The sequence below is a fragment of the Marinoscillum sp. MHG1-6 genome, from assembly GCF_024714475.1.
Lineage (GTDB): Bacteria > Bacteroidota > Bacteroidia > Cytophagales > Cyclobacteriaceae > JAMZMI01.
The window spans coordinates 218394-242870 of record NZ_JAMZMI010000004.1 but is presented as its reverse complement, the minus strand read 5'-3'; the positions used below and the strand labels follow the sequence as shown (position 1 = coordinate 242870).

At 44.8% G+C, this 24477-nt stretch carries 21 protein-coding genes; 17 read left to right on the top strand and 4 right to left on the bottom strand.

Annotation, left to right across the window (positions count from 1 at the left end):
* Positions 1-40 precede the first annotated feature (40 nt).
* From NXR94_RS11095 to NXR94_RS11060, 8 genes are all read left to right on the top strand, one after another.
* Entirely contained in the window at positions 41-490 is a 450-nt protein-coding gene (locus NXR94_RS11095; protein WP_258104697.1) for a MaoC/PaaZ C-terminal domain-containing protein, read from the top strand.
* On the top strand, positions 483-1625 hold the full coding sequence (locus tag NXR94_RS11090; RefSeq protein ID WP_258104696.1) for an ABC transporter substrate-binding protein: 1143 nt from the start codon (positions 483-485) through the stop codon (positions 1623-1625). The genes NXR94_RS11095 and NXR94_RS11090 overlap by 8 nt, the downstream gene beginning before the upstream one ends.
* 6 nt (positions 1626-1631) lie before the next feature.
* Positions 1632-2771 (top strand): CaiB/BaiF CoA-transferase family protein, encoded by a 1140-nt coding sequence (locus NXR94_RS11085; protein ID WP_258104695.1) that lies wholly within the window; start codon positions 1632-1634, stop codon positions 2769-2771.
* 2 nt (positions 2772-2773) lie between these two features.
* A complete protein-coding gene (locus NXR94_RS11080; protein WP_258104694.1) occupies positions 2774-3916 on the top strand; it encodes a CaiB/BaiF CoA-transferase family protein in 1143 nt (380 codons plus the stop codon).
* A 43-nt stretch (positions 3917-3959) separates the two neighbouring features.
* Positions 3960-4817: an amidohydrolase gene (locus tag NXR94_RS11075; RefSeq protein ID WP_258104693.1), complete on the top strand. Its 858-nt coding sequence runs from the start codon at positions 3960-3962 to the stop codon at positions 4815-4817.
* Positions 4814-5860 (top strand): L-rhamnose/proton symporter RhaT, encoded by a 1047-nt coding sequence (locus tag NXR94_RS11070; RefSeq protein WP_258104692.1) that lies wholly within the window; start codon positions 4814-4816, stop codon positions 5858-5860. Before NXR94_RS11075 ends, NXR94_RS11070 begins: the two co-directional genes overlap by 4 nt.
* Before the next feature lie 10 nt (positions 5861-5870).
* Positions 5871-6941, top strand: a complete 1071-nt coding sequence (locus NXR94_RS11065; protein WP_258104691.1) for a Gfo/Idh/MocA family protein — start codon at positions 5871-5873, stop codon at positions 6939-6941.
* A gap of 128 nt (positions 6942-7069) precedes the next feature.
* On the top strand, positions 7070-9625 hold the full coding sequence (locus tag NXR94_RS11060; RefSeq protein ID WP_258104690.1) for an adenosylcobalamin-dependent ribonucleoside-diphosphate reductase: 2556 nt from the start codon (positions 7070-7072) through the stop codon (positions 9623-9625).
* A 77-nt stretch (positions 9626-9702) separates the two neighbouring features.
* On the opposite strand, the gene NXR94_RS11055 is transcribed toward NXR94_RS11060, so the two are convergent.
* Positions 9703-11775 (bottom strand): glycoside hydrolase family 127 protein, encoded by a 2073-nt coding sequence (locus NXR94_RS11055; RefSeq protein ID WP_258104689.1) that lies wholly within the window; start codon positions 11773-11775, stop codon positions 9703-9705.
* A gap of 187 nt (positions 11776-11962) precedes the next feature.
* Between NXR94_RS11055 and NXR94_RS11050 the strand changes: the two genes are divergently transcribed.
* The 4 genes from NXR94_RS11050 to NXR94_RS11035 all read left to right on the top strand — a co-directional run bounded on the left by NXR94_RS11050 (position 11963) and on the right by NXR94_RS11035 (position 16629).
* Positions 11963-13213 (top strand): ribulose-bisphosphate carboxylase large subunit family protein, encoded by a 1251-nt coding sequence (locus NXR94_RS11050; RefSeq protein ID WP_258104688.1) that lies wholly within the window; start codon positions 11963-11965, stop codon positions 13211-13213.
* The gene (locus NXR94_RS11045) at positions 13210-14601 is read left to right on the top strand and encodes a four-carbon acid sugar kinase family protein (protein ID WP_258104687.1); all 1392 of its coding nucleotides are present in this window, start codon (positions 13210-13212) and stop codon (positions 14599-14601) included. The genes NXR94_RS11050 and NXR94_RS11045 overlap by 4 nt, the downstream gene beginning before the upstream one ends.
* A gap of 98 nt (positions 14602-14699) precedes the next feature.
* Positions 14700-15362, top strand: a complete 663-nt coding sequence (locus NXR94_RS11040; RefSeq protein ID WP_258104686.1) for an aspartate/glutamate racemase family protein — start codon at positions 14700-14702, stop codon at positions 15360-15362.
* 4 nt (positions 15363-15366) lie between these two features.
* Positions 15367-16629 (top strand): bile acid:sodium symporter family protein, encoded by a 1263-nt coding sequence (locus NXR94_RS11035; RefSeq protein ID WP_258104685.1) that lies wholly within the window; start codon positions 15367-15369, stop codon positions 16627-16629.
* A 22-nt stretch (positions 16630-16651) separates the two neighbouring features.
* On the opposite strand, the gene NXR94_RS11030 is transcribed toward NXR94_RS11035, so the two are convergent.
* From NXR94_RS11030 to NXR94_RS11020, 3 genes are all read right to left on the bottom strand, one after another.
* Complete coding sequence (locus NXR94_RS11030; RefSeq protein WP_258104684.1) at positions 16652-17362, bottom strand: DUF3307 domain-containing protein; 711 nt, start codon at positions 17360-17362, stop codon at positions 16652-16654.
* The gene (locus NXR94_RS11025; protein WP_258104683.1) at positions 17359-17958 is read right to left on the bottom strand and encodes a transcriptional regulator; all 600 of its coding nucleotides are present in this window, start codon (positions 17956-17958) and stop codon (positions 17359-17361) included. The genes NXR94_RS11030 and NXR94_RS11025 overlap by 4 nt, the downstream gene beginning before the upstream one ends.
* Positions 17959-18048: 90 nt before the next feature.
* Positions 18049-18441, bottom strand: a complete 393-nt coding sequence (locus NXR94_RS11020; RefSeq protein WP_258104682.1) for a DUF3859 domain-containing protein — start codon at positions 18439-18441, stop codon at positions 18049-18051.
* A 158-nt stretch (positions 18442-18599) separates the two neighbouring features.
* Between NXR94_RS11020 and NXR94_RS11015 the strand changes: the two genes are divergently transcribed.
* The 5 genes from NXR94_RS11015 to NXR94_RS10995 all read left to right on the top strand — a co-directional run bounded on the left by NXR94_RS11015 (position 18600) and on the right by NXR94_RS10995 (position 24471).
* Positions 18600-19373 (top strand): DeoR/GlpR family DNA-binding transcription regulator, encoded by a 774-nt coding sequence (locus NXR94_RS11015; protein ID WP_258104681.1) that lies wholly within the window; start codon positions 18600-18602, stop codon positions 19371-19373.
* Between the two features lie 108 nt (positions 19374-19481).
* On the top strand, positions 19482-20897 hold the full coding sequence (locus NXR94_RS11010; RefSeq protein ID WP_258104680.1) for an L-fucose/L-arabinose isomerase family protein: 1416 nt from the start codon (positions 19482-19484) through the stop codon (positions 20895-20897).
* A gap of 36 nt (positions 20898-20933) precedes the next feature.
* Positions 20934-21758 carry a transketolase gene (locus NXR94_RS11005; RefSeq protein ID WP_258104679.1) on the top strand — a complete coding sequence of 275 codons (825 nt, stop codon included), beginning with the start codon at positions 20934-20936 and terminating at the stop codon, positions 21756-21758.
* An 11-nt stretch (positions 21759-21769) separates the two neighbouring features.
* Positions 21770-22747 carry a transketolase family protein gene (locus tag NXR94_RS11000; RefSeq protein WP_258104678.1) on the top strand — a complete coding sequence of 326 codons (978 nt, stop codon included), beginning with the start codon at positions 21770-21772 and terminating at the stop codon, positions 22745-22747.
* 239 nt (positions 22748-22986) lie between these two features.
* Positions 22987-24471, top strand: coding sequence for a glycerol kinase GlpK (locus NXR94_RS10995; RefSeq protein ID WP_258104677.1), 1485 nt, complete (start codon positions 22987-22989; stop codon positions 24469-24471).
* The last annotated feature ends 6 nt before the right edge of the window (positions 24472-24477 follow it).

Below are 24477 nucleotides of genomic sequence, written 5' to 3'. Positions count from 1 at the left end.
GACTTTTTGAATCTTCCCATAAGGGATAACTGGTCAAATTATGTTTGTAAAAAAGTATTACGAAGAATTTAAAATAGGCGAAACCCGGGAAACTTTGGGGCGCACCATTACAGAATCGGATATTGTGATTCACGCAGGTCAGACCGGTGATTTTTTTCCACATCATATGGATGAAGAATGGTGTAAGACGCAACCATTTAAAAAGAGAATAGCTCATGGCACACTCATTTTTAGTGTCGCGGTGGGAATGACGGCCAGTTTTATCAATGAAGTGGCTATGACCTACGGTTATGAACGTCTGCGCTTTACTAAACCCGTGTTTATAGGAGATACCATCAGGGTAAAAGTTTCCATCAAGGATATGAAGGATCACAAAAAGCCTGGTTTTGGGGTGGTGACTGAGCTGGTCGAGGTTTTTAATCAGAACGATGAGTTGGTCATGCTTTGCGAACACTTGCTGTTGACTCATAAAAAAGAAGAAAATGGCTAAGGTCACACTGAAGGGCATTACGTGGGGGCATAGCAGAGGGATCACACCTTTGTTGGCTTATGCACAGCGATTCAACGAAAAACACCCTGATGTTGAGGTAACCTGGAAAAAACGGACACTACAGGAGTTTGCTGATTTCCCAATTGAGAAGCTGGTCAATGATTATGATCTGTTAATTATTGATCATCCATGGGTGGGATGTGCAGATGCAACCCGATGTGTTTTACCATTGGATGAATACCTTTCAAAAGAATATCTGGAAGATCAGGCCAAAAATTCCGTTGGTTTTTCCCATGCCAGTTATAACTATGGAGGACATCAATGGGCGTTGGCGATAGATGCAGCAACACCTGTGGCCAGTTATCGACAAGATTTATTTGAAGCAAATGGCGCCAGCTTGCCTGAGACATGGGAGGACCTGCTTGGTTTAGCCGCGAAAGGCAAAGTGTCGGCGCCGGCTATACCCATTGATCTACTCATGAATTTTTATATGTTTTGTGTCGCCCAGGGAGTAGAACCATTTCAGAGTAAGGAAGAGGTAATAGATGCTGAAACAGGGTTGAAGGCCTTAGAGATCATGAGGGAGTTTTACGGCCTGCTGGATAAGGATATGTTTACCCGAAATCCAATTGCCATTGCAAACCTGATGAGTACATCCGATGATTACTGGTACTGCCCATTCGCCTATGGGTACTCCAATTATTCTCGGGTGGGATATGCGGACAAATTGCTTCATTACACAGGGTTGGTGACTTTCTCTGGGAAAAGATTAAGAAGCACGCTGGGAGGTACAGGGTTGGCTGTTTCAGCAAGTAGTGCTAATAAAGAATGGGCTGTGAAATTTGCTGAAGAGGTAGTTTCAGGGGAGATCCAGGCCACTTTATATACGGAAAACGGAGGTCAGCCGGGGCACCTGAAGGCATGGGAAAGTGAAACTAACAACTTGCTGACTCACCACTTCTTCAAGAATACATTAGAGACCTTGCAGGAGGCTTATGTGAGACCCAGATACAATAAGTACCTGCATTTTCAGGATCATGCAGGTCATCCTATCCAGGAGTACTTGAGAGATGGAGGTAACTCACAAGAGGTACTAGACAAAATCAATAAAATTTATCGGGATAGTTTAAGCTAAACGAATATGTCTGCATTGCCTTTAGAAGGAGTCGTAGTTCTGGAATTTTGCCAATATCTATCTGGTCCATCTGCCGGGTTAAGACTGGCTGATTTAGGAGCCAGAGTGATCAAAATTGAGTCTCCAAAGGGTGATGCTTGTCGCAAATTAGCGATAGAAAATCTATGGATGGATGAGGACGATTCTTTGCTCTTCCATACCATCAATAGAAACAAGGAGAGTTTCACGGCCAATCTGAAAGATGAATCAGACATTACCATCATCAAAAAACTGATCAAAAGGGCAGGTGTGGTCATGCACAACTTTCGACCCGGTGTTATGCAAAAGCTTGGATTGGGCTATGAAGATATGCAGTCCATCAATCCTGCGATCGTTTATACCGAGATCAGTGGATATGGAGATGGAGGCCCCTGGGTCAAAAAACCGGGCCAGGACCTCTTGCTGCAGGCTAAAAGTGGGTTGATGTTCACTTCAGGAAATTTCGATGACCCGCCGGTTCCGTTTGGCTTAGCGATAGGTGATATCCTCTGCGGAGCTCAGGCTGTTCAGGGCATTCTGGCGGCGTTGGTACATAAGGAGCAAACGGGAGAGGGTGCGTTACTTCAGCTATCCTTACTAGAGTCGCTGCTTGATTTCCAATTCGAATTACTTACCACTTACTATGCGAGCGGGAAGATACCCGAACGGTCAAAGGCCAATAATGGCAACCCATTGCTGGGAGCACCATACGGTTTGCATCGGACACTTGATGGCTATATCGCCATTGCAATGGTGAATATAGAATTGTTGGCGGAGGTACTGGAATGCGATCCATTAAAAGCATTTACGCAATCAGATGTCTTTGATAGCCGTGATGAGATCAAGCAAACCCTGGCAGATCATCTTAAGATCCGACCATCAGAATATTGGCTGATGAAATTGCGGGAAAAGGACCTTTGGGCGATGGAGGTGATGGATTGGAATCAGTTAAGGGAATCCGAAGGCTATCAGGCGCTGGAGATGGAGATGGCTTTGGATGCCCAAAAATCATTTGTTACGACGAGATGTCCCATTCGGATGGATGGAAAAAAGTTAATCAGTCGACGTGCTGCACCACTTTTGGGGGCAGATACAGATAGGATTATCACAGAATTTGGTTTGAAATAATCATGGAGTTGCTAAAGGATATACTGGTCATAGATTTTAGTCAGTTTCTGTCAGGTCCTTCTGCCAGTTTAAGGCTGGCTGACCTGGGGGCTCGTGTGATAAAGGTGGAAAAGCCGGGACAGGGAGATATCTGTCGTCAATTATATGTTTCGAATGTTGAGATAGACGGAGAATCCACGATATTTCATGCAATCAATCGCAACAAGGAGAGTTACACCGCCGATTTAAAGAACCCTGACGATCTGAGCACCATCAAAAAGCTGATAGCTCAGGCAGATGTGGTCATGCATAATTTCCGGCCTGGAGTGATGGAACGACTGGGATTGAGTTATGAAGTCGTTAGAGACTTGAAACCATCTATAATCTATGCGGAAATAAGCGGTTATGGTACCGAGGGGTCTTTTAAGGACCTTCCCGGTCAGGATTTGCTGTTGCAGGCTATTTCCGGTTTGCCGTATTTGAACAACAATGCTGATCGCCCACCAACTCCTATGGGAGTGGCAGTGGTTGATATATTGGCAGGCACACATTGTGCCCAGGGTATTTTGGCAGCCTTGTACAAGAAGACCAAAACCGGAGAAGGCAGCCTGGTACAGGTGAGTATGCTGGAGAGTGCACTTGACTTTCAGTTTGAGGTGTTGTCCTGTTTTCTCAATGATGGCCAGTTATTACCCCAGAGAAGTAAAGTAAATCATGCGCATGCTTATGTGGCTGCCCCGTATGGAGTTTACCGCACTGAGGATGGTTACCTGGCATTGGCGATGGGTGATATCCTTTTTCTGGGAGAACTTTTGGATTGTCCTGATCTGGCTGTTTTTAGCGAAAGAAAGGATTGGTTTGATCGTCGGGACGAAATTAAGCTGGTGCTGGCTAAACATCTAAGTACGAATACCACCGAACATTGGCTATTAAAGCTGGAGCCGGCTGATATTTGGTGCGCTGAAGTATTAAATTATGCAGAACTATTGCAGCAAGAAGGCTACAAAGGTTTGGGTATGGAAATTATCGTAAAGACCAGTTCGGGTAAGGAAGTGAAGACGACGAGATGTCCAATTAAGGTAAACGGACGAGCATTAAAATCAAGTATCGGAGCACCCGGATTAGGTTTTGATACCGAAGCCATTAATAAAGAATTCCAAATATGAATTGAGAATAGATCATCCAAAAGGTAGAGATAAACAACAGAAAATGAACCCCAAAATCATTGATACCCACATCCATATATGGGAACTGGAAACCATCCAATACCGATGGCTTGAAGGAAACACCACCATACTTAATCAAACCTATAACCTGGATCAGCTAGAGGAGACTCGTCAAGCCGCAGGTATAACAGCGGGCGTGCTGGTTCAGGCGGAAAATCATTTTGAAGACACTAACTGGATGCTGTTGAATGCAGCACAACATTCCTGGATAAAAGGCGTGGTTGGCTGGGTTCCGTTGCTTGATCCACAAAGGACGTCAGATGCACTGGATAGGTTTCTGAAGAATGATCACTTCAAGGGTGTGAGACATTTGATTCATGATGAGAAGGATCCAAGGTGGTTATTGCAGCCTAAGGTCATTGAGAGTTTAAAGATTCTTGCTGAGCGTGGGGTTCCATATGATGTAGTGGGAGTATTGCCAAAGCATATACAATCGGCACTTGAGGTGGCCGAAAAGGTTCCTGGGCTCAAAATGGTTTTCGATCACCTCAACCAACCACCGATCCCTTCAAAAGAAATGTTTGGTCCCTGGGGCGAGTTGATGAAGGAAGCGGCAGGTCATCCAATGTTCTATCAAAAGATATCCGGTCAGGGCACAGCTTCAGGGAATTTCAATAGCTGGTCCGTAGATGATATCAGGCCGTATGTTGAATTTGTGCTGGATCATTTTGGTACAGACCGATGCTTTCTTGGTGGTGATTGGCCGGTTTCGCTTTTGGCAGGAGATTATGTCCGAACCTGGTCCGTTTACAAGGAGCTATTGAATGACTTACTTACCAATGCAGACCTGGAGAAGGTCTATTCTCAAAATGCTGTCAATTTTTATAACCTGGAAGCATGAGTGTAATCAACGGCATATTATTGCATGGTGTAGGAGCTTCGGCAGCTTCGCTTTGTTATACGCCTGAAAAGAAATTGATACGCTGGTCATGGCAATCCTATTGGTTGGCGCAGGCTTTTATCTGTTGGTTTTTGTTGCCTCTTATTGGAGCTTACATTACCATTCCCGAACTGGCTACTGTTTTGCGGCATGCACCAGCTGATGCTATGTGGAAGTCCTTTGCATTAGGTGCGGCCTATGGAATTGGCGGAACGGCTTTCGGATTGGCCATCCAGCACATAGGGTTTTCTCTTACCTATGCCATTTCCATCGGTATTTCTTGTGTGCTTGGCACGTTATTGCCTCCCTGGGTAAAAGGTGAGCTGACAACTGTGCTAAGTCAGCCTGGTTCTGGCTTCATTATACTAGGAATGGTGTTGGGTGTATGTGGCATTGCATTCTGTGGTATAGCAGGCCGTTCAAAAGAGGTGGATATAGCGTCACAGGAAAAGGACCGGGCCCAGAACTTCAACCTGGGAAAAGGGCTGTTTCTGTCTATTTCGGCAGGAGTGCTTTCTGCGCTTTATGGTTTTTCACTGGATCAGGGACAGCCAATAGCGGATGTCGCAGCGCAGTACGGAGCAGGGCAATTTCAGGGAAATGTGATCTATATATTCTCAAATACCGGTGCTTTTATTTTTCCGATGGTCTATAGTCTCTATTTACATCGAAAGGAAGGTACCTTCAAGGAGTATTTTACACCGGCCGAAGCTGGGGCACGTCGACCTCTTGCCCGAAACTATTTACTTGCGATATTGACCGGTTGTCTATGGTATTCGCAGTTTTTCTTTTATGGTTTAGGTCATACCCGTATGGGAGATTATGAGTTTACGAGCTGGGCCATTCATATGATTATGTTGGTGTTGCTGAGTCTGGTTACAGGATTGTTGCTTAAGGAGTGGGTGGGCAGCAGTAAGAAGACGGTATGGCTACTTTCCCTGGCGTTACTGGTGCTTATAGGATCAGTTATTGTTTTGACGATAGGTAATTCAATGGGTGCATAATTATTTGGATATGATCAAATACGGTATCAGGTTTCCTCAAACAACTCTTCCCATTTATATCATCGGGGCAGGGGGTATTGTAAATGACGCTCATTTACCTGCGTATAAACTAGCTGGTTTTGAGGTCGCAGGAATCGTAGATATCGACCGGAATAAAGCAAAAGCCCTTGCAGAGAAATTCTCCATTCCGAAAGTTTTCAATGATATAAGCGCGTTGGTAAAGGCCACTTCAGGCCGGCAAGTGATTTACGATGTAGCAGTACCGGGTAGTGCTGTGCTTAACGTGATCCACCAGCTTCCGGATAACAGCCATGTGTTGATTCAAAAGCCCATGGGAGAAAACTTGCATGAGGCACAGGAGATCCTTAGGTACTGTCGGTTGAAGAACCTCAACGCGGCGATTAACTTCCAAATGCGCTATGCTCCCTATGTGAATGAGGCGCGCCGGATGATTGAATCAGGTGAAATTGGGGAATTGTGTGACATTGCCGTAAATGTTAATGTTTTTACCCCTTGGCATCTGTGGGACTTTCTCTTCAAAATTCCGAGAGTGGAGATTCTCTACCATAGTATTCATTATGTTGATTTAATCCGATCATTTTTGGGGAACCCCGGAAGGATTTATTCAAAGACAGTGAAACACCCGGCGATGAAGGAGCTGGCCTCCGTTCGTACCTCTATGATCATGGATTATGGTGACATGATCAGGGCCAATATCATTACGAATCATGCTCATAATTATGGTTTACACAATCAACATTCCTATATCAAGTTTGAAGGTACAAATGGGGCCATCAAGATCAATTTTGGGGTTTTGATGAATTATCCTAAGGGTGAACCTGACCGCTTTGAATATGTGGTAGTCAAAGAAGGAGAAGAGCCACAGTGGCAGACCCGGGAAATTGATGGAACATGGTTTCCTCATGCCTTCATTGGCAGTATGGCGCAGGTGATGTTAGCGGCAACTGGTGAAATAAACCGGCCGGACAATACTGTGGAAGATTGCATTTACACGATGGCTTGTGTGGAAGCAGCCTACCATTCCAGCGAAACAGGAGGAGTTTCCTTACCTAAGGTATGATCTTAATCAGGTGAATTAATTACTCAAACCTCTGAATTGACGATGAGGTAAAAAAGGTCACCTGTTTATCTGATTCTGATCATGGAGCCTGCTTACCGTGAGGATTAGTTTTATCCTCCAAAAACACCATGACCGATTCGCTCCCAGTTTCTTCCAAAGCACCAGCCAAGACTTATACCTACGATGAAATCCTTAAAAAATGTCTCCAGTATTTTTCGGGAGATGAGTTAGCGGCTACAACATGGATCAATAAGTATTGCCTCAAGAATAACAGTGGCCAGTTTGTTGAGTTGTCGCCCGATGATATGCACCTTCGGATGTCCATTGAATTTGCCCGGGTTGAAAAATCATACAATCTGGACCCAGAGGAAAAAAAGAGTCTTTCAGAATACGGTCAAAAGCGAAAGCCCCTCACACAAAAGGTGATTCACGGGCTGTTCAAAAACTTCAAATATGTGATTCCTCAAGGTAGTGTTATGTCCATACTGGGCAACCCCTATGTCGTAGGGTCGCTTTCGAATTGTGTGGTAGTCAAAGCGCCATTGGACTCCTATGGAGGTATCATGTACACGGATCAGCAGTTGGCCCAATTGTGCAAGAGGAGGTGCGGCGTAGGTTTTGATTTGTCTAAGATCAGACCCAGTGGAGTGTCTGTGAAGAATGCGGCAGGCTCATCGAGCGGAGTAGTGTCATTTATGGAAAGGTTCAGCAATACCACCCGTGAGGTAAGTCAAAATGGGCGTAGGGGAGCTTTGATGTTGACCATAGAGGTGACCCATCCGGATATCGAAGAGTTCATTACCGTAAAACAGGACCTTACCAGGGTGACCGGAGCGAATATATCCGTTCGTGTGACGGATGAGTTTATGAAAGCGGTAGATCAGGATAAGGAGTTTGCCCTGAGATGGCCGGTTGATGCCACATTACCACAGGTTCAAAAGACTGTTTCCGCTGTCGACCTGTGGAACAAGATCATTAAATGTGCCCATAATACAGCAGAACCTGGCATCATCTTCTGGGATCATCAGCATTGGTACTCTACCTCTTCTGTTTACCCGGAATTCACCAATGAATCCACCAATCCTTGCTCAGAAATCGCTATGCAGGGAGGAGATTCATGCAGATTGATGGCTATTAACCTTTTCAGCTTTGTTGACCGTCCATTTACCTCTGAGTCAGTTTTCAACTATGAAAAATTCTATGAGGTGACTTATGAAGCTCAGCGACTTATGGATGATCTGGTTGATCTCGAACTTGAATCCGTCGAAGGGATCATTCATAAAATTGAGCAGGATGAGGAGCCAGATTACATCAAGCAGGTGGAACTTGACACCTGGAAGATGCTATATGAAAATGGAAAAAAGGGGAGAAGGACCGGTTTAGGTTTTACTGCTCTGGCTGATGCGATGGCAGCGCTTGGGTTGAAGTTTGATGAGCCGGCAGCAGTGGAGGCTATTGAGAAGATCATGCAAATGAAATGTCGGGCGGAATTCGATAGCAGTATTGATATGGCCATTGAAAGAGGGCGGTTTGAAGCTTTTGATCCTAAAGTTGAAGCGAATTCTAAATTCGTGGAGTACTTCAAAGAGGTATTCCCGGAGAGTTACGGGCGGATGATAACCTATGGTCGCAGAAATATTTCAATTAGTACAGTGGCCCCGACGGGTACGGTGAGCATGTTGACGCAGACATCTTCCGGTATTGAGCCGGTATTTATGCTTTCTTATAAGCGAAGGAGAAAGCTGGCAGATAGCAGCAAGGTGAATGAAGAAATACATTTCAAAGATGATACTGGAGACTGGTGGGAAGAGTTTGATGTCTATCATAACAAGCTCAAAATGTGGATGGAGCAACATCCCAATAAACCCCTCAAAGCCAACCCTTATGAGGGTGCTACAGCGGGTGAAATTGACTGGAAGCAACGCATTGAAATACAATCGGTTATCCAGAAGTATGTCACGCATTCCATTAGTTCTACCATTAACCTTCCGGAGGATACTCCGATATCCACTATTAACAAGATATACCTGCAGGCCTGGAAAAGTGGCTTGAAAGGAATTACGGTATACCGGGATGGCTCGCGTTCAGGGGTACTCGTTTCGAAGGATGATAAGAAGAAGGAGCGGTTTGTAGAGACTAAGGCACCCAAACGTCCGGATGAGTTGAAGACAAAGGTGATCAGGTTCCAGAATGAATATGAACACTGGCTGGCCTTCGTGGGGCTGTTAGATGATAAGCCCTATGAGATTTTCACGGGTCGTGCAGAAGATGCATTTGCTTTACCCACATGGGTGGATGAAGGCTGGGTTATTAAGAATCATGATGCTCAGGGGAAAAGCCGTTACGACTTCAGGTATGTGGATCGTCAGGGCTATAATGTAACTATTGAGGGGCTGTCCAGAAGTTTCAATCAGCAGTATTGGAATTATGCCAAGTTGCTATCCGGTATTCTGAGACATGGGATGCCTATTGCAGATGTGGTCAACCTCATCGATAATTTGAACCTGGATAAGGATTATATCAATACCTGGAAAAATGGAGTCAGGAGGGCGTTAAAGACATTTATTCCACAGGGAACAGTAGCCGAAGGACATACCTGTCCTGAATGCGGAGATTCAGAAGGTCTGATATTCGAAGAAGGCTGTCTGAAGTGTAAGAGCTGCGGCTACAGTAAGTGTAGCTAGCAGGTTTTGGTTGAAAAATAAGATCGCCCCGTCGGGGCGATCTTAACTTTTTAATTATGTCTATTTTGATTCTGGCATTACCGATCCAATGGTAACCAGATGGACATATCAGCTTCATCCCGGTTAGCCCAGGCAAAATGTGGGATAAGGAGAATATCCGTACTCTGAGGTTTCGAATCTGATAATTTTTGATAAAGCTGTTGATCCCAATTTCCGGAAGCCGCTACCTCAGCTTTTCCACTAAGCCCTTTTAGTGAGGTATTCGCTATTTGAATTTCTGTAGGAGTCAGTGCTATATCTGCCGGGATCAAAATATCTGAGAGCTTTTGGCCTTCTTTTAGGTCGTTGGCCTCCAGGCAATAGACGACAGGTCCTCTTTTAACCGCTACCTGATTTTGGGTTTCTTCCACCGATGGGTTTGCTGCTATCAGGGTGACTGGCATTTCCATGGTAAAGGTGATTTCATCTCCTGCTACCAGAACCTGACTAATGGTCGCATAACTGCTTGATTCATTAGAGGTTATTGCTTCCTTGCCATTTATCGATACAGTAGCTTTTTCACACCAATCGGGAATTCTAAATGAAAGAGATGTCTCCTTTTGTGGTGCCGATTTTATGATCAGTTTCACCTCACCACTCCATGGGTAATCCGTTACTTGTTCTAGCGAAAGAGTCTCATTTCCAATGGAGGTAGTCAGCTCATTGCCGCTGTACATATTTAGGTAGAGACCCTTATCATCTTTACTATACATGTAGTTGCCTACTTCAGCGATTGTTCTTATGGTATTAGGGGGGCAGCAGTTGGAGAAGGAAATATATTCCTCTCTTACATTTGGCCATCTTAATTCAAATGGTAAGCTGGTATTATTGCTTAAGGGGTTGGTATAGAAATACCCTTTTCCATTAAGGTTGACACCTGACAGGATGCTGTTAAAGAGAGTCAGTTCTACTAAATCTGCATACTTAGCTTCTCCGGTTGCCTGCAGCATTCTCCAGTTCCAAAGTACGCTCCCAATGTTTGCACAGGTTTCGTTATGAGCTCCGGCTTTGGGTAGTTCAAACTCTCGTCCGTAGGCCTGATGTACCTGCTGAATGGCTGGCTGATCGTAGGTCGTTCCATTGGGAGAAACGCCATCGTATAACGCACCGCAACCTCCGGTGATATAAAGTTTGGTAGACACGAGGTTATTCCAGATTTTGTCCAGAGCGGTCTTTAAGGTTTCATCTCCGGTTTCTGCATAGACATCGGCTACACCCGCATACAAGTAATTAGCCCTCACCGCATGACCAATGGCCTGAGTTTGTTCCCTGAATGGAATGCGGTCCTGATTATGATCCGTGCCATCCTTCATCAGGCTTCTGATATCTATAAATTTTTTACCCAACTCATAATAACGCTCATCACCAGTGGTTCGATACATTTCTATTATTCCCATATAATGAGAAGGGCAGATGGCATTCTGAGCCATCTTTTCCGGAAATTTCTCGGTATAGGTATAGAGGTAATCGGCCGCTTTCTTGGCTAATTCGAGCAGTGAGGTTTTGCCTGTTGCCTTGTAATGTACGGTGGCAGCCGTCATGAGATGCCCCATGTTATAACTTTCAAAATCCATGCGATCTCTGAACTCAACGGCTGTTTCAGGATTGTTTTTCGTTTGGATCATGACGGGAGTATGTATGTAGCCATCTGCTCTCTGAGAAGCATCGATCAGGGGAATGACTTCATCTATCATCTGATCAAATTTCTCGTTTTTGGTAAGGGCATAAGCCATGGATGCCGCTTCAATAAGCTTGTAAAAATCGCCATCATGGAAAGGAGCACCTTCATGTTGTCCTTCTTCCAGGCCTGCGGCGATCTCAAAATTTCTAACAGCATGACTCACGTCCGGATCCTTGTAGATACTCCACATTTCAGGCAACATGGTTTCAGTGCAGGTTTTCACCCGTTCTGCCCAAAATCCGGTCGTAAACTTGATGTCCTCAATACCTATAGCCTCAAGTTTGGCATAGGGGCTTTTTGTCGTGTTTACTAAACTCTTATTAGGAGTCAGGGCATCTTTATCCAAAGGTGACGGTTTTTCCAGTTCAAGTTTTTGTGGTGAACATGAAATGGTATAGATCAACACTAATAGGAGAAGGGGCTTGTTCATTTTTGGTATTTAAGTGAAAACGTTTGTACAAAAAGATACGAATTGAAGTAAATTACAATCCTGCACAATCATGCGTCTTTTTTCAATACTGGAAAGCCATGACATAACAGGATACTAAGATCAATAATTCACACGACTTTTGGATAATTGTAAAATGTACTCTTAATATCAAGTTGCCCTAAATTTGATGGAACGTATAACAGCAACATACCTGATTGAAACACCCCATGAAGTTGAAAAAGCCGCAGCTGTGCTTGCTGGAGAGCAATCAAGTGGAACGTTTGTTTCCGTGCCGGGTGAAACCGAAGAATTGAAAACCAGATTTGCGGCGAGGGTAGAAGCCATTGAGGAGCTGGGAGAAGCCTCCGGGCCGAGTATGCCCGGAGACCCGGGAGCCAATAAGGTTTACAAAAGAGCCAAAGTGACCGTATCCTGGTCGATCGAAAACTTCGGATACAATATACCCACTTTGATTTCTACGCTTCAGGGCAATCTTTATGAATTAAGGCAATTCACCGGGTTGAAGCTGGATGACTTTGAAGTACCGGACTCTTATGGAGACGTCTTCCGAGGCCCTCGTTTTGGGATGGCGGGAACCAAGCAATTGGCTTCCGTAGGATCAGAACGACCGATGATCGGCACCATTATTAAACCCAGTGTGGGGTTGACGGCGGAATACACCGCTGATTTGGTGAAGACGCTGGCAGAGGCAGGAATTGATTTTGTGAAAGATGACGAGCTAATGTCCTCCACTTCTAATTCTCCTTTTAAAATAAGAGTGGAAAAGATCATGCGTGTGATCAATGACTTTGCTGATAAAACAGGAAAGAAAATCATGTACGCCTTCAATATCACCGGAGACCTGGATACGATGCGAGCGAATTACGACACGATCGTTAAAGCCGGAGGTACTTGCGCAATGGTTAGCATCAATAGTGTGGGTTGGGCCGGAGTGAAGATGGTCTGTGACCGGGGGCAATTGTCTATCCATGGCCATAGAAATGGCTGGGGCATGATCAACCGGCACCCGCTGCTGGGAATCAACTTCCCTGCTTATAACAAGATTTGGAGACTGGCAGGCGTGGACCAGATGCATGTCAACGGGATCAAAAATAAATTTTGGGAGTCGGATGACTCCGTGGTGCGATCAATCAAATCATGTCATACGCCTTTCCTGAAAAATGAATCAGTGATTCCTGTGGTTTCCTCAGGGCAATGGGGAGGACAGGCATTCGAAACGTATAAACGCACACATACGACAGACCTGCTTTATATGGCTGGTGGTGGGATCATGGCGCATCCATCAGGACCGACAGGTGGAGTAAAGGCACTTCATCAGTCATGGGCTTGTGCTGTGGATGGATTGACCCTCGAAGAAGCAGCGAAACAGCATAAGGAGTTTGGTGAGTCGGTTGAAAAATTCGGAAAGTCGAAATGACAAGCAATCAAAAAATATTGCTTGCTTATTATGGTGATGATTTTACCGGATCGACGGATGCGCTGGAGTTTCTTAGCAGGGCAGGTGCCAGGTCGGTACTATTCCTAAATAATCCTTCTCGCCAACAACTTGAGAGGTATCATGAAGTCGATGCTATCGGTATTGCAGGGATGACAAGGGCGCTTCCTCCGAAAGAGATGTCAGCCATACTTAAGAAGGCTTTTGAAAGTCTTGGGGAATTGAGTCCGCGACATGTGCATTATAAGGTCTGCTCCACATTTGATTCCTCTCCGCAAATTGGAAATATTGGAATTGCCATTGAAACCGGTCAAAAAGTATTTGGAGGTGCCTTTACGCCAGTTTTGGTGGGTGCACCAAACCTGGGACGCTACTCGGCCTTCGGTAATTTATATGCCCGTATGGGGATTGGCAGTCAGGGGGCTATTTACAGGCTGGATCGTCATCCATCCATGAGTAAACATCCCATCACCCCCTCCGACGAAAGTGACCTAAGACTTCATTTGGGTAAACAAACCGCTCAAAAGATGGGACTCATTGATCTGATTGATCTGTCTCAAGGAGCTGAAGGCATGCGTTCAAAATTGGATGCTGAGATAAAAGAGGGTTGCTCCATTGTCCTTTTCGATGCCATGTATGAAAATCAAATGGAATTGATCGGTGACGTGCTTGATCATAGTGTCCCGGGGGAATCCTCCTTGTTTTCTGTTGGTTCGTCGGGTATCGAGAAGGCCCTTGGGGATTATTGGGCAAACATTGGACAACTGAACAAAAGAACGGACTGGGAGCCTTTGAAGGAAGTCAGCCCGCTATTGGTTTTGTCAGGAAGTGTATCACCGGTTACCGCTCAACAAATCGAATGGGCGATGTCAAATGGGTTTTCTGAAGTGCCGGTGGCAGTTGAAGCGCTGGAAGAGCATAAGACGTACGAGTATATAGGTCGGTACCAACAGCAACTTGCTGAATTCCTTTCCGAGGGGAGAAGTGTGATTCTTCATACTTCCAAAGGACCGGAGGACCCGAGGTTTAAGGAGACACAGTCATTTTTTGATCGAAGAGGCTGGGGTGAACTGGAGATCAGGTCTCAGACAGCAAGATTGTTTGGGAAAATACTGGGTCAGTCGGCGAGAGGGGCTTTGGAAAAGGTGTCTGTTGAACGATTAGTCATCGCCGGAGGTGATACTTCCAGTTTTGTGGCTCGGGAGCTAGGCATTGAAGCGGTTGAAATGATCGCTCCGGTTTTTACCGGCGCACCTATGTGTCGGGCATTTGCTCCTGGGTCTCCGGTAGATAAGATTGAAGTGAATCTCAAGGGAGGACAGGTAGGTGATGAAACTTATTTTGAAGCGTTGAGAAATGGGAAAATTTAATAAAAACTTCATGGCGATATTTCTGAAATGAAATAATAGAAAGAGGTGAAAACAGATCGCTTACTACCTCGCTATGACAGCAATAAATAATAATAAACATGACAAAGAAACTAGGATTGATACATACTTCGGCAACGTTGGTTCCCGTGTTTAAAGAATTGCTGGACAAGCATTTAGCCGGAAAAGACATTAAGGTTTTTAATATCGTAGATGATAGCCTGATCGGAAACACCATTGAAAGAGGAGCGCTCACCAATGATACTTCACGAAGAGTGGTGGATTATGTGGGTTCTGCTGAGGCGGCAGGAGCCGATTACATTATGGTGACCTGTTCTTCCATCGGACCAGCAGTAGAAGCTTCTGCGGCGTTGACGAAAGTCCCTGTTCTTCGAGTAGATCAACCAATGGCCGATCAGGCTGTTCAAATGGGCAAAAAGATAGGTGTGGTGGCTACCTTGCCAACGACGCTGGAACCAACAAGTGATTTGGTGAGACGTAGGGCTATCGCTGCCGGTAAGGACATTGAATTGACCTCCAAATTATGTGAAGGTGCCTTTGATGCCCTGATGGGAGGAAAGCCGGAAGTGCACGACGAGATGGTCGCCAAGGCATTGAAAGAGCTTTCTACTGAAGTGGATGTCATCCTTTTGGCTCAGGCTTCTATGGCCAGGGTAGTAGGTCAGCTGTCAGATGAGGATAAAAAGGTGCCGATACTGGCGAGCCCGGGGATAGCCGTGGAATACCTCGCTAAAACCCTTTAACCCCATGCAACAAGCCCAGAAATACACCCTTTGGCTGGCTTTAGGGTCAGCTGCACTACTCATTTTTACCCTTATTTTCGGATGGGAGCCCCTGATAGCACCCTGTTCTGTGATTACAGCTATAGGGCTAGCCTACGGGATTGGAGCTATCGAATCCTTAAAAGGCTATCAATACACGGTCTGGATCATTGTCGCGATTGTGTGTGGGATGATGTATCCGAATGCTTTTCTCCAGTGGGGAGAATTTGACCTAAGAAATAAGTGGCTCATTTTGATTGTAGTTCAGGTAGTGATGTTTGGTATGGGTACCCAGATGAGCCTGAGAGACTTTACTGGGATTCGGACCATGGGGAAGGGAGTGTTGGTTGGGATTCTTTGCCAATTTTCCATTATGCCGGTAACTGGCTATGTACTCACCAGGTTTTTCGACTTTGAACCGGAGATTGCTGCCGGAGTGATTTTGATAGGATCGTGTTCAAGCGGGTTGGCTTCCAATGTGATGGTATTTATTGCAAAGGCTAACCTGACTCTATCAGTGACCCTTACAGCAGTGGCGACCTTGCTGGCGCCGATTATGACTCCTTTCCTGATGAAAGTATTGGCAGGGACCTATGTGAAGATCAATTTCCTCGATATGTGCATTCAGATTGTAAAAATCGTGATCGTTCCTATTGGTTCGGCCATGTTATTCGAATACTATAAAGAAAGTAATCGCAATATCCGTAACCGGATCAACATAATCTTCTGTGTGGCGTGTGCCTGGTTATTGGCAATGCTTGCAGGGTTGTGGAGATCTCTTGGTAGTGTGCTTGGCGACCAATGGATGCTGATCCTGGAGCTGGTCAACTTCCTGTGTGGATCCATTATCGTAGGAGTTGTTTATTATCATGGGAATAAACTTCTTCCGCAGTTGCACGGATTCATGCCAAAGCTTTCGATGTTTGGAATAGTCTATTTCACCACCGTAACGACGGCTGCCAGTCGCGAAAACATTCTGACTATCGGTTTATTCCTACTATTGGCGTCGATTATCCATAATGCGTTGGGATATACCTTTGGTTATGGGATCAGTCGTGGTTTAGGGCTTGACAGAGAGTCTGCCAGGACAGTAGCCCTTGAAGTGGGCCTTCAAAACGGAGGTATGGCCTCGGGTCTGGCAGGTGTTATGGGCAAGTTGGCCACACTTGGTCTGGCCTCGGCCGTATTCAGTCCATGGATGAATATTTCGGGTTCCCTGTTGGCCAACTATTGGAGAAAAAAGAGTTGAGAGATTGATTTCTGGTTTAAGGTTACTGTTTTACAAGATAAACGTATCCCATTCCAACCATTATGGCTAAACCAAAACTGAGTAAGGTGCCGATCAATATATACTCGGTGAGTTTACGATCTCTGGATTTAGATAGATCTCCAAAACGAAAGACAGATTTTGCGGCCAGCAGAAAACCGATGACTTCCCAGTGCTCCATCACCACAAAGGAGAAAACAAATAGTCGTTCGAGTATTCCAATATATTGTCCCGCATTTTTGAGTGAGCCCTTCTTGTTTTCCTTAAGGTCCCACCGTGTGAAGATGATTCGCATAATCACCGATGCAACATAAGTTACCAGGATGATAGAGATGACGAGCAAGTAGTTTTTTGAGGTAAGCGCCGGGCTCAAGCTCCAGTCGATGGGAGAGTAGATGCTTACAGCCCCAACAATGATCAGTAGGTGTGCTACCTGGTCACCAAAGAAAAGTAAATGACTATTTACTCGCTTATTTAACTGCGTTTTGGCCAGATCAATCAATAGGTGCGAAAATATGACGATCAGCATTCCCAGCCAGTATTGAAAGTCGAACCATAAAAGTATAATGAGTGTGACTGCATGGACGAGGACATGCAGGTAGAGGTGAATGGATTTGTGTTTTTTTGCCTCTTTTTTAGAGACCCATTTATTGGGTTGAAGAACGAAATCTCCAATGAGGTGAGCTAACAAAAATTTCAGTAGTAGCAGATTCATAATTGTTTGATTAGTTCTCGATATCGTTTTTCCATACTCATCATTTCATAAAAACCAGCTCTGGAAAGGGTATTGCTGGTCGTGCTTTGACTTTTGTTGATGAGCTGAGCAAGGTTTACCTGGGTCAGATCAGGGTTTTCCATGGCTATTTTGACGATCGTGCTGACATTGACAGACCAGCGATCGATTGTAAGCAGCGCCAGGCGCAAATAGCAGTTCATTTCTTCATTAAAATCCTTAAATGGTGATTTTATTGCAAGGGTATTCTTTTTAAGTTCTTCAAAGCAATCCCCCGAATTGTGGAATGCAGTGCCATTGCTTTGGGTTATCTTGACGGCATCATGACTTTTTTCACCAATTCCAATGGCTATTCGACTATCTAAACCCTTGAATTGGCGAATTGTGGCTTTTAAATAAAGGGCAGCATGGACAGCTTTTTCTATGGGGAGCTCAAGCTGAAAACTATCCCCGCGATAGATTTCCCAGGTTTTAGGCTCTATGCCATAGGTATCCAATGCGGCTTTTAATGCGTCAAGCCATTTGGTGTTTTGCTCCTTTCGGGAGTTGATAATATCTCCGGTAATCACTGCAATCACAGTGTAAATATCGATAAATAATACGATAATGAAAAATATCGATAAATAATACGATAATTAGGGATATTGATGAATGATTCAATTCTGTGATCAGACCACCCGGAACTCTTTACTCACCAGAACTTCTTCACCATCAAGAATAGATAGCGTCCAATCTCCCTTTTTGTCTTCTATGGGTTCCCAAACGGTGTCGCCTAAAAAGAACTGGAAAGGGTTATGTTTCACCCGAAAGGTATCTCTAAACGAAGGCTCTAATTCACCACCATCATTATAAAAGGGAGGGTGCTCTATGAGGAAATCAAGGTATCGGCCACGGGCTTTTCGAATCTCCACAATCATTCCAAATTCTATCCCGATAGCTGCTTCTACCACCTGCGTTAGCTCGATGAATTTTGGAAGGTCACTGCTCTCACGGTCCCATTCCGTGTAAAGTCCGTAGCTCACAATATCAATCTCGATGACCTTTTTATTCTTTTTCTTCATGGGTTGGCAAAATTAATCGGAATATGTAATGTGACAGGACTGTCTGGTTATTATGAATTTTCAGGATTACTGATTAAAACAAAATAAACGAAAGTAAAACAAAATAAACGAAATTATTTATCTTTGACACCGCTTACTCAAATCATTGAACGAAACTCATGCTGGCAAATCAACGAAGAGATAAAATTCTTGACCTTTTAAAGGAGGATGGTTCTGCTAAAGTAATTGACCTGGCTAAAATCTTTAAGGTTACTGAAGTTACGATCCGGCAGGATTTGGAGAAGCTCGAAAAGGATGGGTTGGTGCTTAGAGAGCATGGGGGAGTGCATTTGAAAAATGTGGAAGATCAGGTAAAGAACTTTTCGATTATCAATCAGGATCATTTGGAAAGTAAGGAGGCCATTGCTCAAAAATGCCTCGAACTGATTCACCCCGGTGATGCCATTATTCTGGATTCCGGATCTACCACAACCGAGATTGCCAAGAAGATAAAAAACATTGAAGGGCTGACGGTAATTACCAATGCGCTTAATATTGCCTTGATGCTGGGTGCAAATCCCAATATCGAGGTAGTCATGACAGGTGGGGAATTTAAGCCACCGACCTTGTCTCTAACCGGCCAAAAGGCCGCAGACTTTTTCAAAGGTCTCAATGTTCGGAAACTGTTTTTGGCTACAGCAGGGATCTCCCTGAAATCAGGCTTAACCTATCCAAGTATTAGTGACCTGGTAGTGAAGAAGGCCATGATAGATGCCGCTGACATTACGTACCTGGTGGCTGATTCCTCTAAGATCGGGAAGAGTGCCTTTGCCAGTCTCGGTGCCCTTTCACTTATTGATTACATCATTACAGATGAAGACATTGAGGAAAAGCACAAGCAGGTATTTAAGGATAATGAAATCGAACTGATTATTGCGGAGAAACGAAAATAAACGAAAGCCAAAATGTCGGCTTAAATGAGATTGTATTTTTTAAATAAAGGAACAAACGTTGGCACAGGTCATATCCTGGGTCAAAAAACGAGATAAAACCATAACAACATGAAACAGCAAAAAATGACACTGGGAGTTATTATCGGAAACAGGGACTTCTTTCCAGATAAGTTGGTGACTGAAGCACGTACGGAAGTACTAAAGGTATTGGAAAGTCAGGGCATTAACAGTATTCTTCTTGGAGAGAATGACACTAAGCTGGGCGGAGTGGAAACATTCCAGGATGCGCAGAAATGTGCTGATCTTTTCAAAAAGCATAAAGAGGAAATTTCGGGAGTATTGGTGGTGCTTCCAAACTTCGGTGATGAACGCGGAATCGCTGACACATTGCACCTGGCCGATCTTAAAGTTCCTGTGTTGATTCAGGGTTACCCGGATGAATTAAGCAAACTCAATGTGGCCAACAGAAGAGATTCATGGTGTGGAAAAATCTCCGTTTGTAATAACCTCTATCAGTACGGTATCAGATATACCATTACAACTAAGCATGTTGTGTTACCATCCGATCCGTCATTCATTGCTGATCTTCAGCAGTTCCTTGCTGTCTGCCGGGTGGTTCGTGGTTTGAAAAATGTAAGAATTGGAGCTATCGGAGCAAGACCCACAGCCTTCAATACGGTTCGTTACAGCGAGAAGATCCTTCAAAAAAATGGTATTTCAGTTGTAACCTGTGACCTTTCTGAAATCCTGGGTAATGCCGGTAAAATTGCTAATGATGATCAGAAGGTTAAGGATACATTGGAGAAAATCCATGGTTATGCCAGTACCGGGAAAACTCCAGGTGAGGCATTGTATCAAATCGCCAAGCTCGATATTGTGCTTAATGACTTTATGGAAGCCAACTCACTGGATGCGAGTGCCATTCAATGTTGGACGTCCCTTCAGCAGAACTATGGTTGTAACGTTTGTACCAGCATGAGTATGTTCAGTGAAAACATGCTGCCTAGTGCATGTGAGGTGGACGTAACAGGTACCCTAAGCATGTATGCACTACAGCTCGCATCAGGATCACCAAGTGCTTTGGTAGATTGGAATAACAACTACGCAGATGATGAAGAGAAATGTGTGTTATTCCACTGCGGGAACTGGGCGAAATCATTCCTTCCGGATATTGAGATCAGTAATGCGCCGATTCTAGGAACTACAGTAGGCGTTGAAAACACCTATGGTGCACTTGATGGTCGTACGCCAGCTTCTCCGTTGACTTATGGGCGCATCAGTACGGATGATGTGCGTGGTGTGATGAAAGCCTATGTAGGTGATGGTCAGCTGACGGATGATGACCTGAAAACATTTGGGAACCGGGCAGTAGCCCAAATACCGAATTTACAGGGATTGATGAACCATATCTGTAAAAATGGATTCGAACATCACGTGGTCATGAACGCTTCACATACATCTGCGGCATTGACTGAGGCATTCGAGAACTATATGGGATGGGAAGTGTATCATCATGAGGGATAAGGCTTAAACGGTATAATATCGAAAATCAAAGAAATTATGACTGATAAGGAATTACAGTTAAAATCAATCCACCTTCGAAAGATGCTGCTCAAGTATATCTACAAGGCAAAGGCGGGCCATACAGGGGGTAGCTTGTCGAGTATTGATATTTTGAATGTGTTGTACAATCGTGTGCTCCATGTTGACCCTGAAAATTTCAAGGACCCAAATAGAGATCGGTATATCCAGAGCAAAGGCCATTGTGTGGAAGCGCTATTTTCCACGTTGGGAGACAGGGGCTTTTTCCCGGAGTCAGATTTGGAAACGCTTTGCCAGTATCAGTCCCATTACATTGGTCATCCGACTAAGAAGATCAATGGTGTAGAGCAAAATACTGGTGGTCTGGGGCATGGACTGTCAATATGTGTAGGTGAGGCCTTAGCTGCTAAAATGGATGGTAAAGCCCATCGGGTTTTTACGTTGATGGGAGATGGAGAACTGGCAGAAGGCTCAAATTGGGAAGCGGCCATGACGGGCGCACATTACAAGTTGGATAACCTGTATGCGATTCTTGATTACAACAAGCAACAAATCACCGGTGATAATCAGGATGTGATGAATACCGCTCCGGTAAGAGACAAGTTTGAGGCGTTTGGCTGGGCGGTTAAAGAAGTTGACGGGCACAATTTAAAAGAGCTCGAAGAGGCCTTAAACAATGGCCCCATTCAGGAAGGAAAACCAAGCTTAATTATTGCGCATACGATCAAAGGGAAAGGTGTGAGCTACATGGAGCGCGTATTAAAATGGCATCATGGTGTGCCTACGCCGGAACAATTTGAGTTGGCAAACATGGAGCTGGATGAAGCTGCCACATTGATCTAAAGACTAGAAAAATGGAATTAGATAAAATAGAAGAAAAGGAATTGATAATGGGCAAAGCCAATCTGGAGGTTTTCTCGGAGACCATGCAGGACATGGCGGCTCATGATCGGGATATCATTGCCGTGACCAGCGATTCACGAGGATCAGGAAAACTGGTGCCATTCGGACAGAAGTACCCTGAACAGATTGTAGAGATTGGAATTGCTGAGCAAAACCTGGTAGGGGTGGCTGCGGGTCTGGCTTCAGCGGGTAAAAAGGCATTCGCCGTATCACCGGCCTGTTTCTTAAGTGCGCGTGCTTTGGAACAGATCAAAAATGACGTGGCCTATTCGGACAACCCGGTAAAGCTTATCGGTATTAGTGCAGGAGTGAGTTACGGTGCACTGGGTACTACTCACCATAGCCTACATGATTATGCGGTTCTGCGCGCTATCAACAACATGACGATAGTGGCGCCTGCGGATAATTTTGAGACAGAGATGGCCATCAGAAAAGCAGCGGAATTAGATAAGCCTGTGTACATCAGGTTTGGGAAGAAAGCGATGCCGTTCTTAAACCCTGAAGATCAATCTTTTGAATTTGGTAAGGGACGAGTGGTTAGAAGGGGAGACGACCTGGCAATTATTGCGACAGGAGAGACGGTCTATCCTTCATGGCAGGCAGCCAAGTTGCTGGAGGATGAGTACGGGATAAAGACCACGGTTGTGAGCATGCATACCATTAAACCTTTAGACACAGATCTGTTGGAAGAATTATCAGCCAATGGCAGACCTATCATCACAGTTGAAGAACACATGGTCAACGGAGGTTTAGGAGAGGCATGTGCCAGTTATTTATTACAAAACGGAAAAACTAATCCGTTCAGAATTATTGCAATTCCCGACGAGTATACTGTGACCGGTTCGCAGGTAGAAATTTTCAATCATTATGGAATTTCTGGTCAAGGAATTATGAAAAATGCAAAAGAACTGCTTAAATTAGAAGTCTGAAACCCTTAAATGATGCGTCTGATAGCGTTTTCTTGATTGGTGTCACTCACAAGTGTTTGAAGAATTACGAGTTTCAACAGTTACAGAAAGAATTAGACGGAATAAAGAAAACGAACCGGAATCTCCGGTTCGTTTTTGTCTTCTTAGGTCACACTTCTCTTTAGCATTTCTGGAATATTAAGGACAACCATCTGGTAGGCGTGCATCGCCCTTTGCCGGAAATAAACGACATTATCGCAATGCAGGAAACTTACGTATTAGCTATAGATCAAGGTACGAGCAGTACCAAATCCATCATTTTTGATCAAAATGGAAAGGCTTTATTCAAGGCGTCGGAGCCTTTGAAAACTCACTACCTGGAAGGAAACAGGGTGGAGCAGGATCCTGAAGCTATCTATCAGAATGTACTGGACTCGGTGAGTAAATGCGTGTACGGCTTCAAGTCAAGCGGTGGAGATATTTCGGGTATAAAGGCCTGTGGCATCTCGAATCAGCGGGAAACGCTGGTGCTGTGGGATAAGGAGGGAGTGCCCCTTTACAATGCGGTAGTCTGGCAATGCAAACGATCAGTAGAGATATGTGAACGCCTTAAAGCACAAGGCCTTGAGGAAAAACTCAGAGCAAAAACCGGACTGATCATTGACCCCTATTTCTCTGGAACGAAGGTGATCTGGCTTTATGAAAATGAACCGAAGATTAAAAAGGCAATAGACGCAGGTGAGGTCTATTTTGGCAATGTTGATACCTGGCTGCTCTACAAGCTTACGGGTGGGAAGTCCTATATGACAGATTATACCAATGCTTCCCGAACCATGTTTTTCAACTTACAAGAAAAGCAATGGGATCAGGAATTGCTCTGGGACTTCAATTTATCAGGATTGAACCTTCCAGACTTAAAACCTTCGTCGTATCATTTCGGTGAAACGACGATCGAAGGAGTGTTGAATCATGAGATCAGCATATCTGCATTGATTGGGGACTCTCATGCAGCGGCCTTTGGAGAAGGGTGCTTTGAACCCGGAACGGCAAAAGCTACACTTGGAACAGGTAGCTCCATCCTGATGAACATTGGAAGCGAGCCCAAGCGCTCGAAAGCAGGTATGGTGACAACCATTTGCTGGAGCGTGGAAGGCCGAATCGACTATGCGCTGGAAGGCATAATTGTTTCTGCCGGATCGACCATCGAGTGGGTGAGAAATCAGCTGGGACTTTTTGAGGATCATGGCGAACTGGAAGCAATATGCAGATCACTGGATAACAATGGGGGTGTTTACGTAGTGCCTTCATTTAGCGGCCTGGGGGCACCGCATTGGGACATGAGCAGGAAAGCCTCGATTGAGGGTTTGTCTTTTGACTCCACAAAGGCACACATTATTCGAGCGGCGGTGGAGTCTGTTCCTTATCAGATCAAGGATGTGATTGTGGCTATGGAATCGGACTCAGGAACCCCATTGTCTGAATTGAAAATTGACGGAGGCATTACCTCCAACAAGTTTGTGGTGCAGTTGCTTGCTGATTTGCTTAAGCGCACTGTGACGAATATTGAAATCGCTGATGTCTCCGCTCTGGGAGCTGCTTACCTCGCCGGGCTAAATGCGAGTGTTTTTGATAGTATTGATCAGTTGAAAACCCTGAACAAAGAATCTACCAGTACCAATGCTGGTTCAGGAGCAACCGAAGCAGAACAGGCATATCTGGGATGGCAGAAGGTAATAGCGGGTTAGGTGTTG

What these genes read in the sequence shown, in the direction of transcription:
- NXR94_RS11005 (WP_258104679.1), top strand. Translation starts at nt 20,934, where the DNA reads ATGACTGATAAGGAATTACAGTTAAAATCAATCCACCTTCGAAAGATG.
- NXR94_RS11095 (WP_258104697.1), top strand. Translation starts at nt 41, where the DNA reads ATGTTTGTAAAAAAGTATTACGAAGAATTTAAAATAGGCGAAACCCGG.
- NXR94_RS11000 (WP_258104678.1), top strand. Translation starts at nt 21,770, where the DNA reads ATGGAATTAGATAAAATAGAAGAAAAGGAATTGATAATGGGCAAAGCC.
- NXR94_RS11090 (WP_258104696.1), top strand. Translation starts at nt 483, where the DNA reads ATGGCTAAGGTCACACTGAAGGGCATTACGTGGGGGCATAGCAGAGGG.
- NXR94_RS11075 (WP_258104693.1), top strand. Translation starts at nt 3,960, where the DNA reads ATGAACCCCAAAATCATTGATACCCACATCCATATATGGGAACTGGAA.
- NXR94_RS11020 (WP_258104682.1), bottom strand. Translation starts at nt 18,441, where the DNA reads ATGAAGAAAAAGAATAAAAAGGTCATCGAGATTGATATTGTGAGCTAC.
- NXR94_RS11070 (WP_258104692.1), top strand. Translation starts at nt 4,814, where the DNA reads ATGAGTGTAATCAACGGCATATTATTGCATGGTGTAGGAGCTTCGGCA.
- NXR94_RS11015 (WP_258104681.1), top strand. Translation starts at nt 18,600, where the DNA reads ATGCTGGCAAATCAACGAAGAGATAAAATTCTTGACCTTTTAAAGGAG.
- NXR94_RS11010 (WP_258104680.1), top strand. Translation starts at nt 19,482, where the DNA reads ATGAAACAGCAAAAAATGACACTGGGAGTTATTATCGGAAACAGGGAC.
- NXR94_RS10995 (WP_258104677.1), top strand. Translation starts at nt 22,987, where the DNA reads ATGCAGGAAACTTACGTATTAGCTATAGATCAAGGTACGAGCAGTACC.
- NXR94_RS11030 (WP_258104684.1), bottom strand. Translation starts at nt 17,362, where the DNA reads ATGAATCTGCTACTACTGAAATTTTTGTTAGCTCACCTCATTGGAGAT.
- NXR94_RS11055 (WP_258104689.1), bottom strand. Translation starts at nt 11,775, where the DNA reads ATGAACAAGCCCCTTCTCCTATTAGTGTTGATCTATACCATTTCATGT.
- NXR94_RS11035 (WP_258104685.1), top strand. Translation starts at nt 15,367, where the DNA reads ATGCAACAAGCCCAGAAATACACCCTTTGGCTGGCTTTAGGGTCAGCT.
- NXR94_RS11080 (WP_258104694.1), top strand. Translation starts at nt 2,774, where the DNA reads ATGGAGTTGCTAAAGGATATACTGGTCATAGATTTTAGTCAGTTTCTG.
- NXR94_RS11040 (WP_258104686.1), top strand. Translation starts at nt 14,700, where the DNA reads ATGACAAAGAAACTAGGATTGATACATACTTCGGCAACGTTGGTTCCC.
- NXR94_RS11060 (WP_258104690.1), top strand. Translation starts at nt 7,070, where the DNA reads ATGACCGATTCGCTCCCAGTTTCTTCCAAAGCACCAGCCAAGACTTAT.
- NXR94_RS11065 (WP_258104691.1), top strand. Translation starts at nt 5,871, where the DNA reads ATGATCAAATACGGTATCAGGTTTCCTCAAACAACTCTTCCCATTTAT.
- NXR94_RS11050 (WP_258104688.1), top strand. Translation starts at nt 11,963, where the DNA reads ATGGAACGTATAACAGCAACATACCTGATTGAAACACCCCATGAAGTT.
- NXR94_RS11085 (WP_258104695.1), top strand. Translation starts at nt 1,632, where the DNA reads ATGTCTGCATTGCCTTTAGAAGGAGTCGTAGTTCTGGAATTTTGCCAA.
- NXR94_RS11045 (WP_258104687.1), top strand. Translation starts at nt 13,210, where the DNA reads ATGACAAGCAATCAAAAAATATTGCTTGCTTATTATGGTGATGATTTT.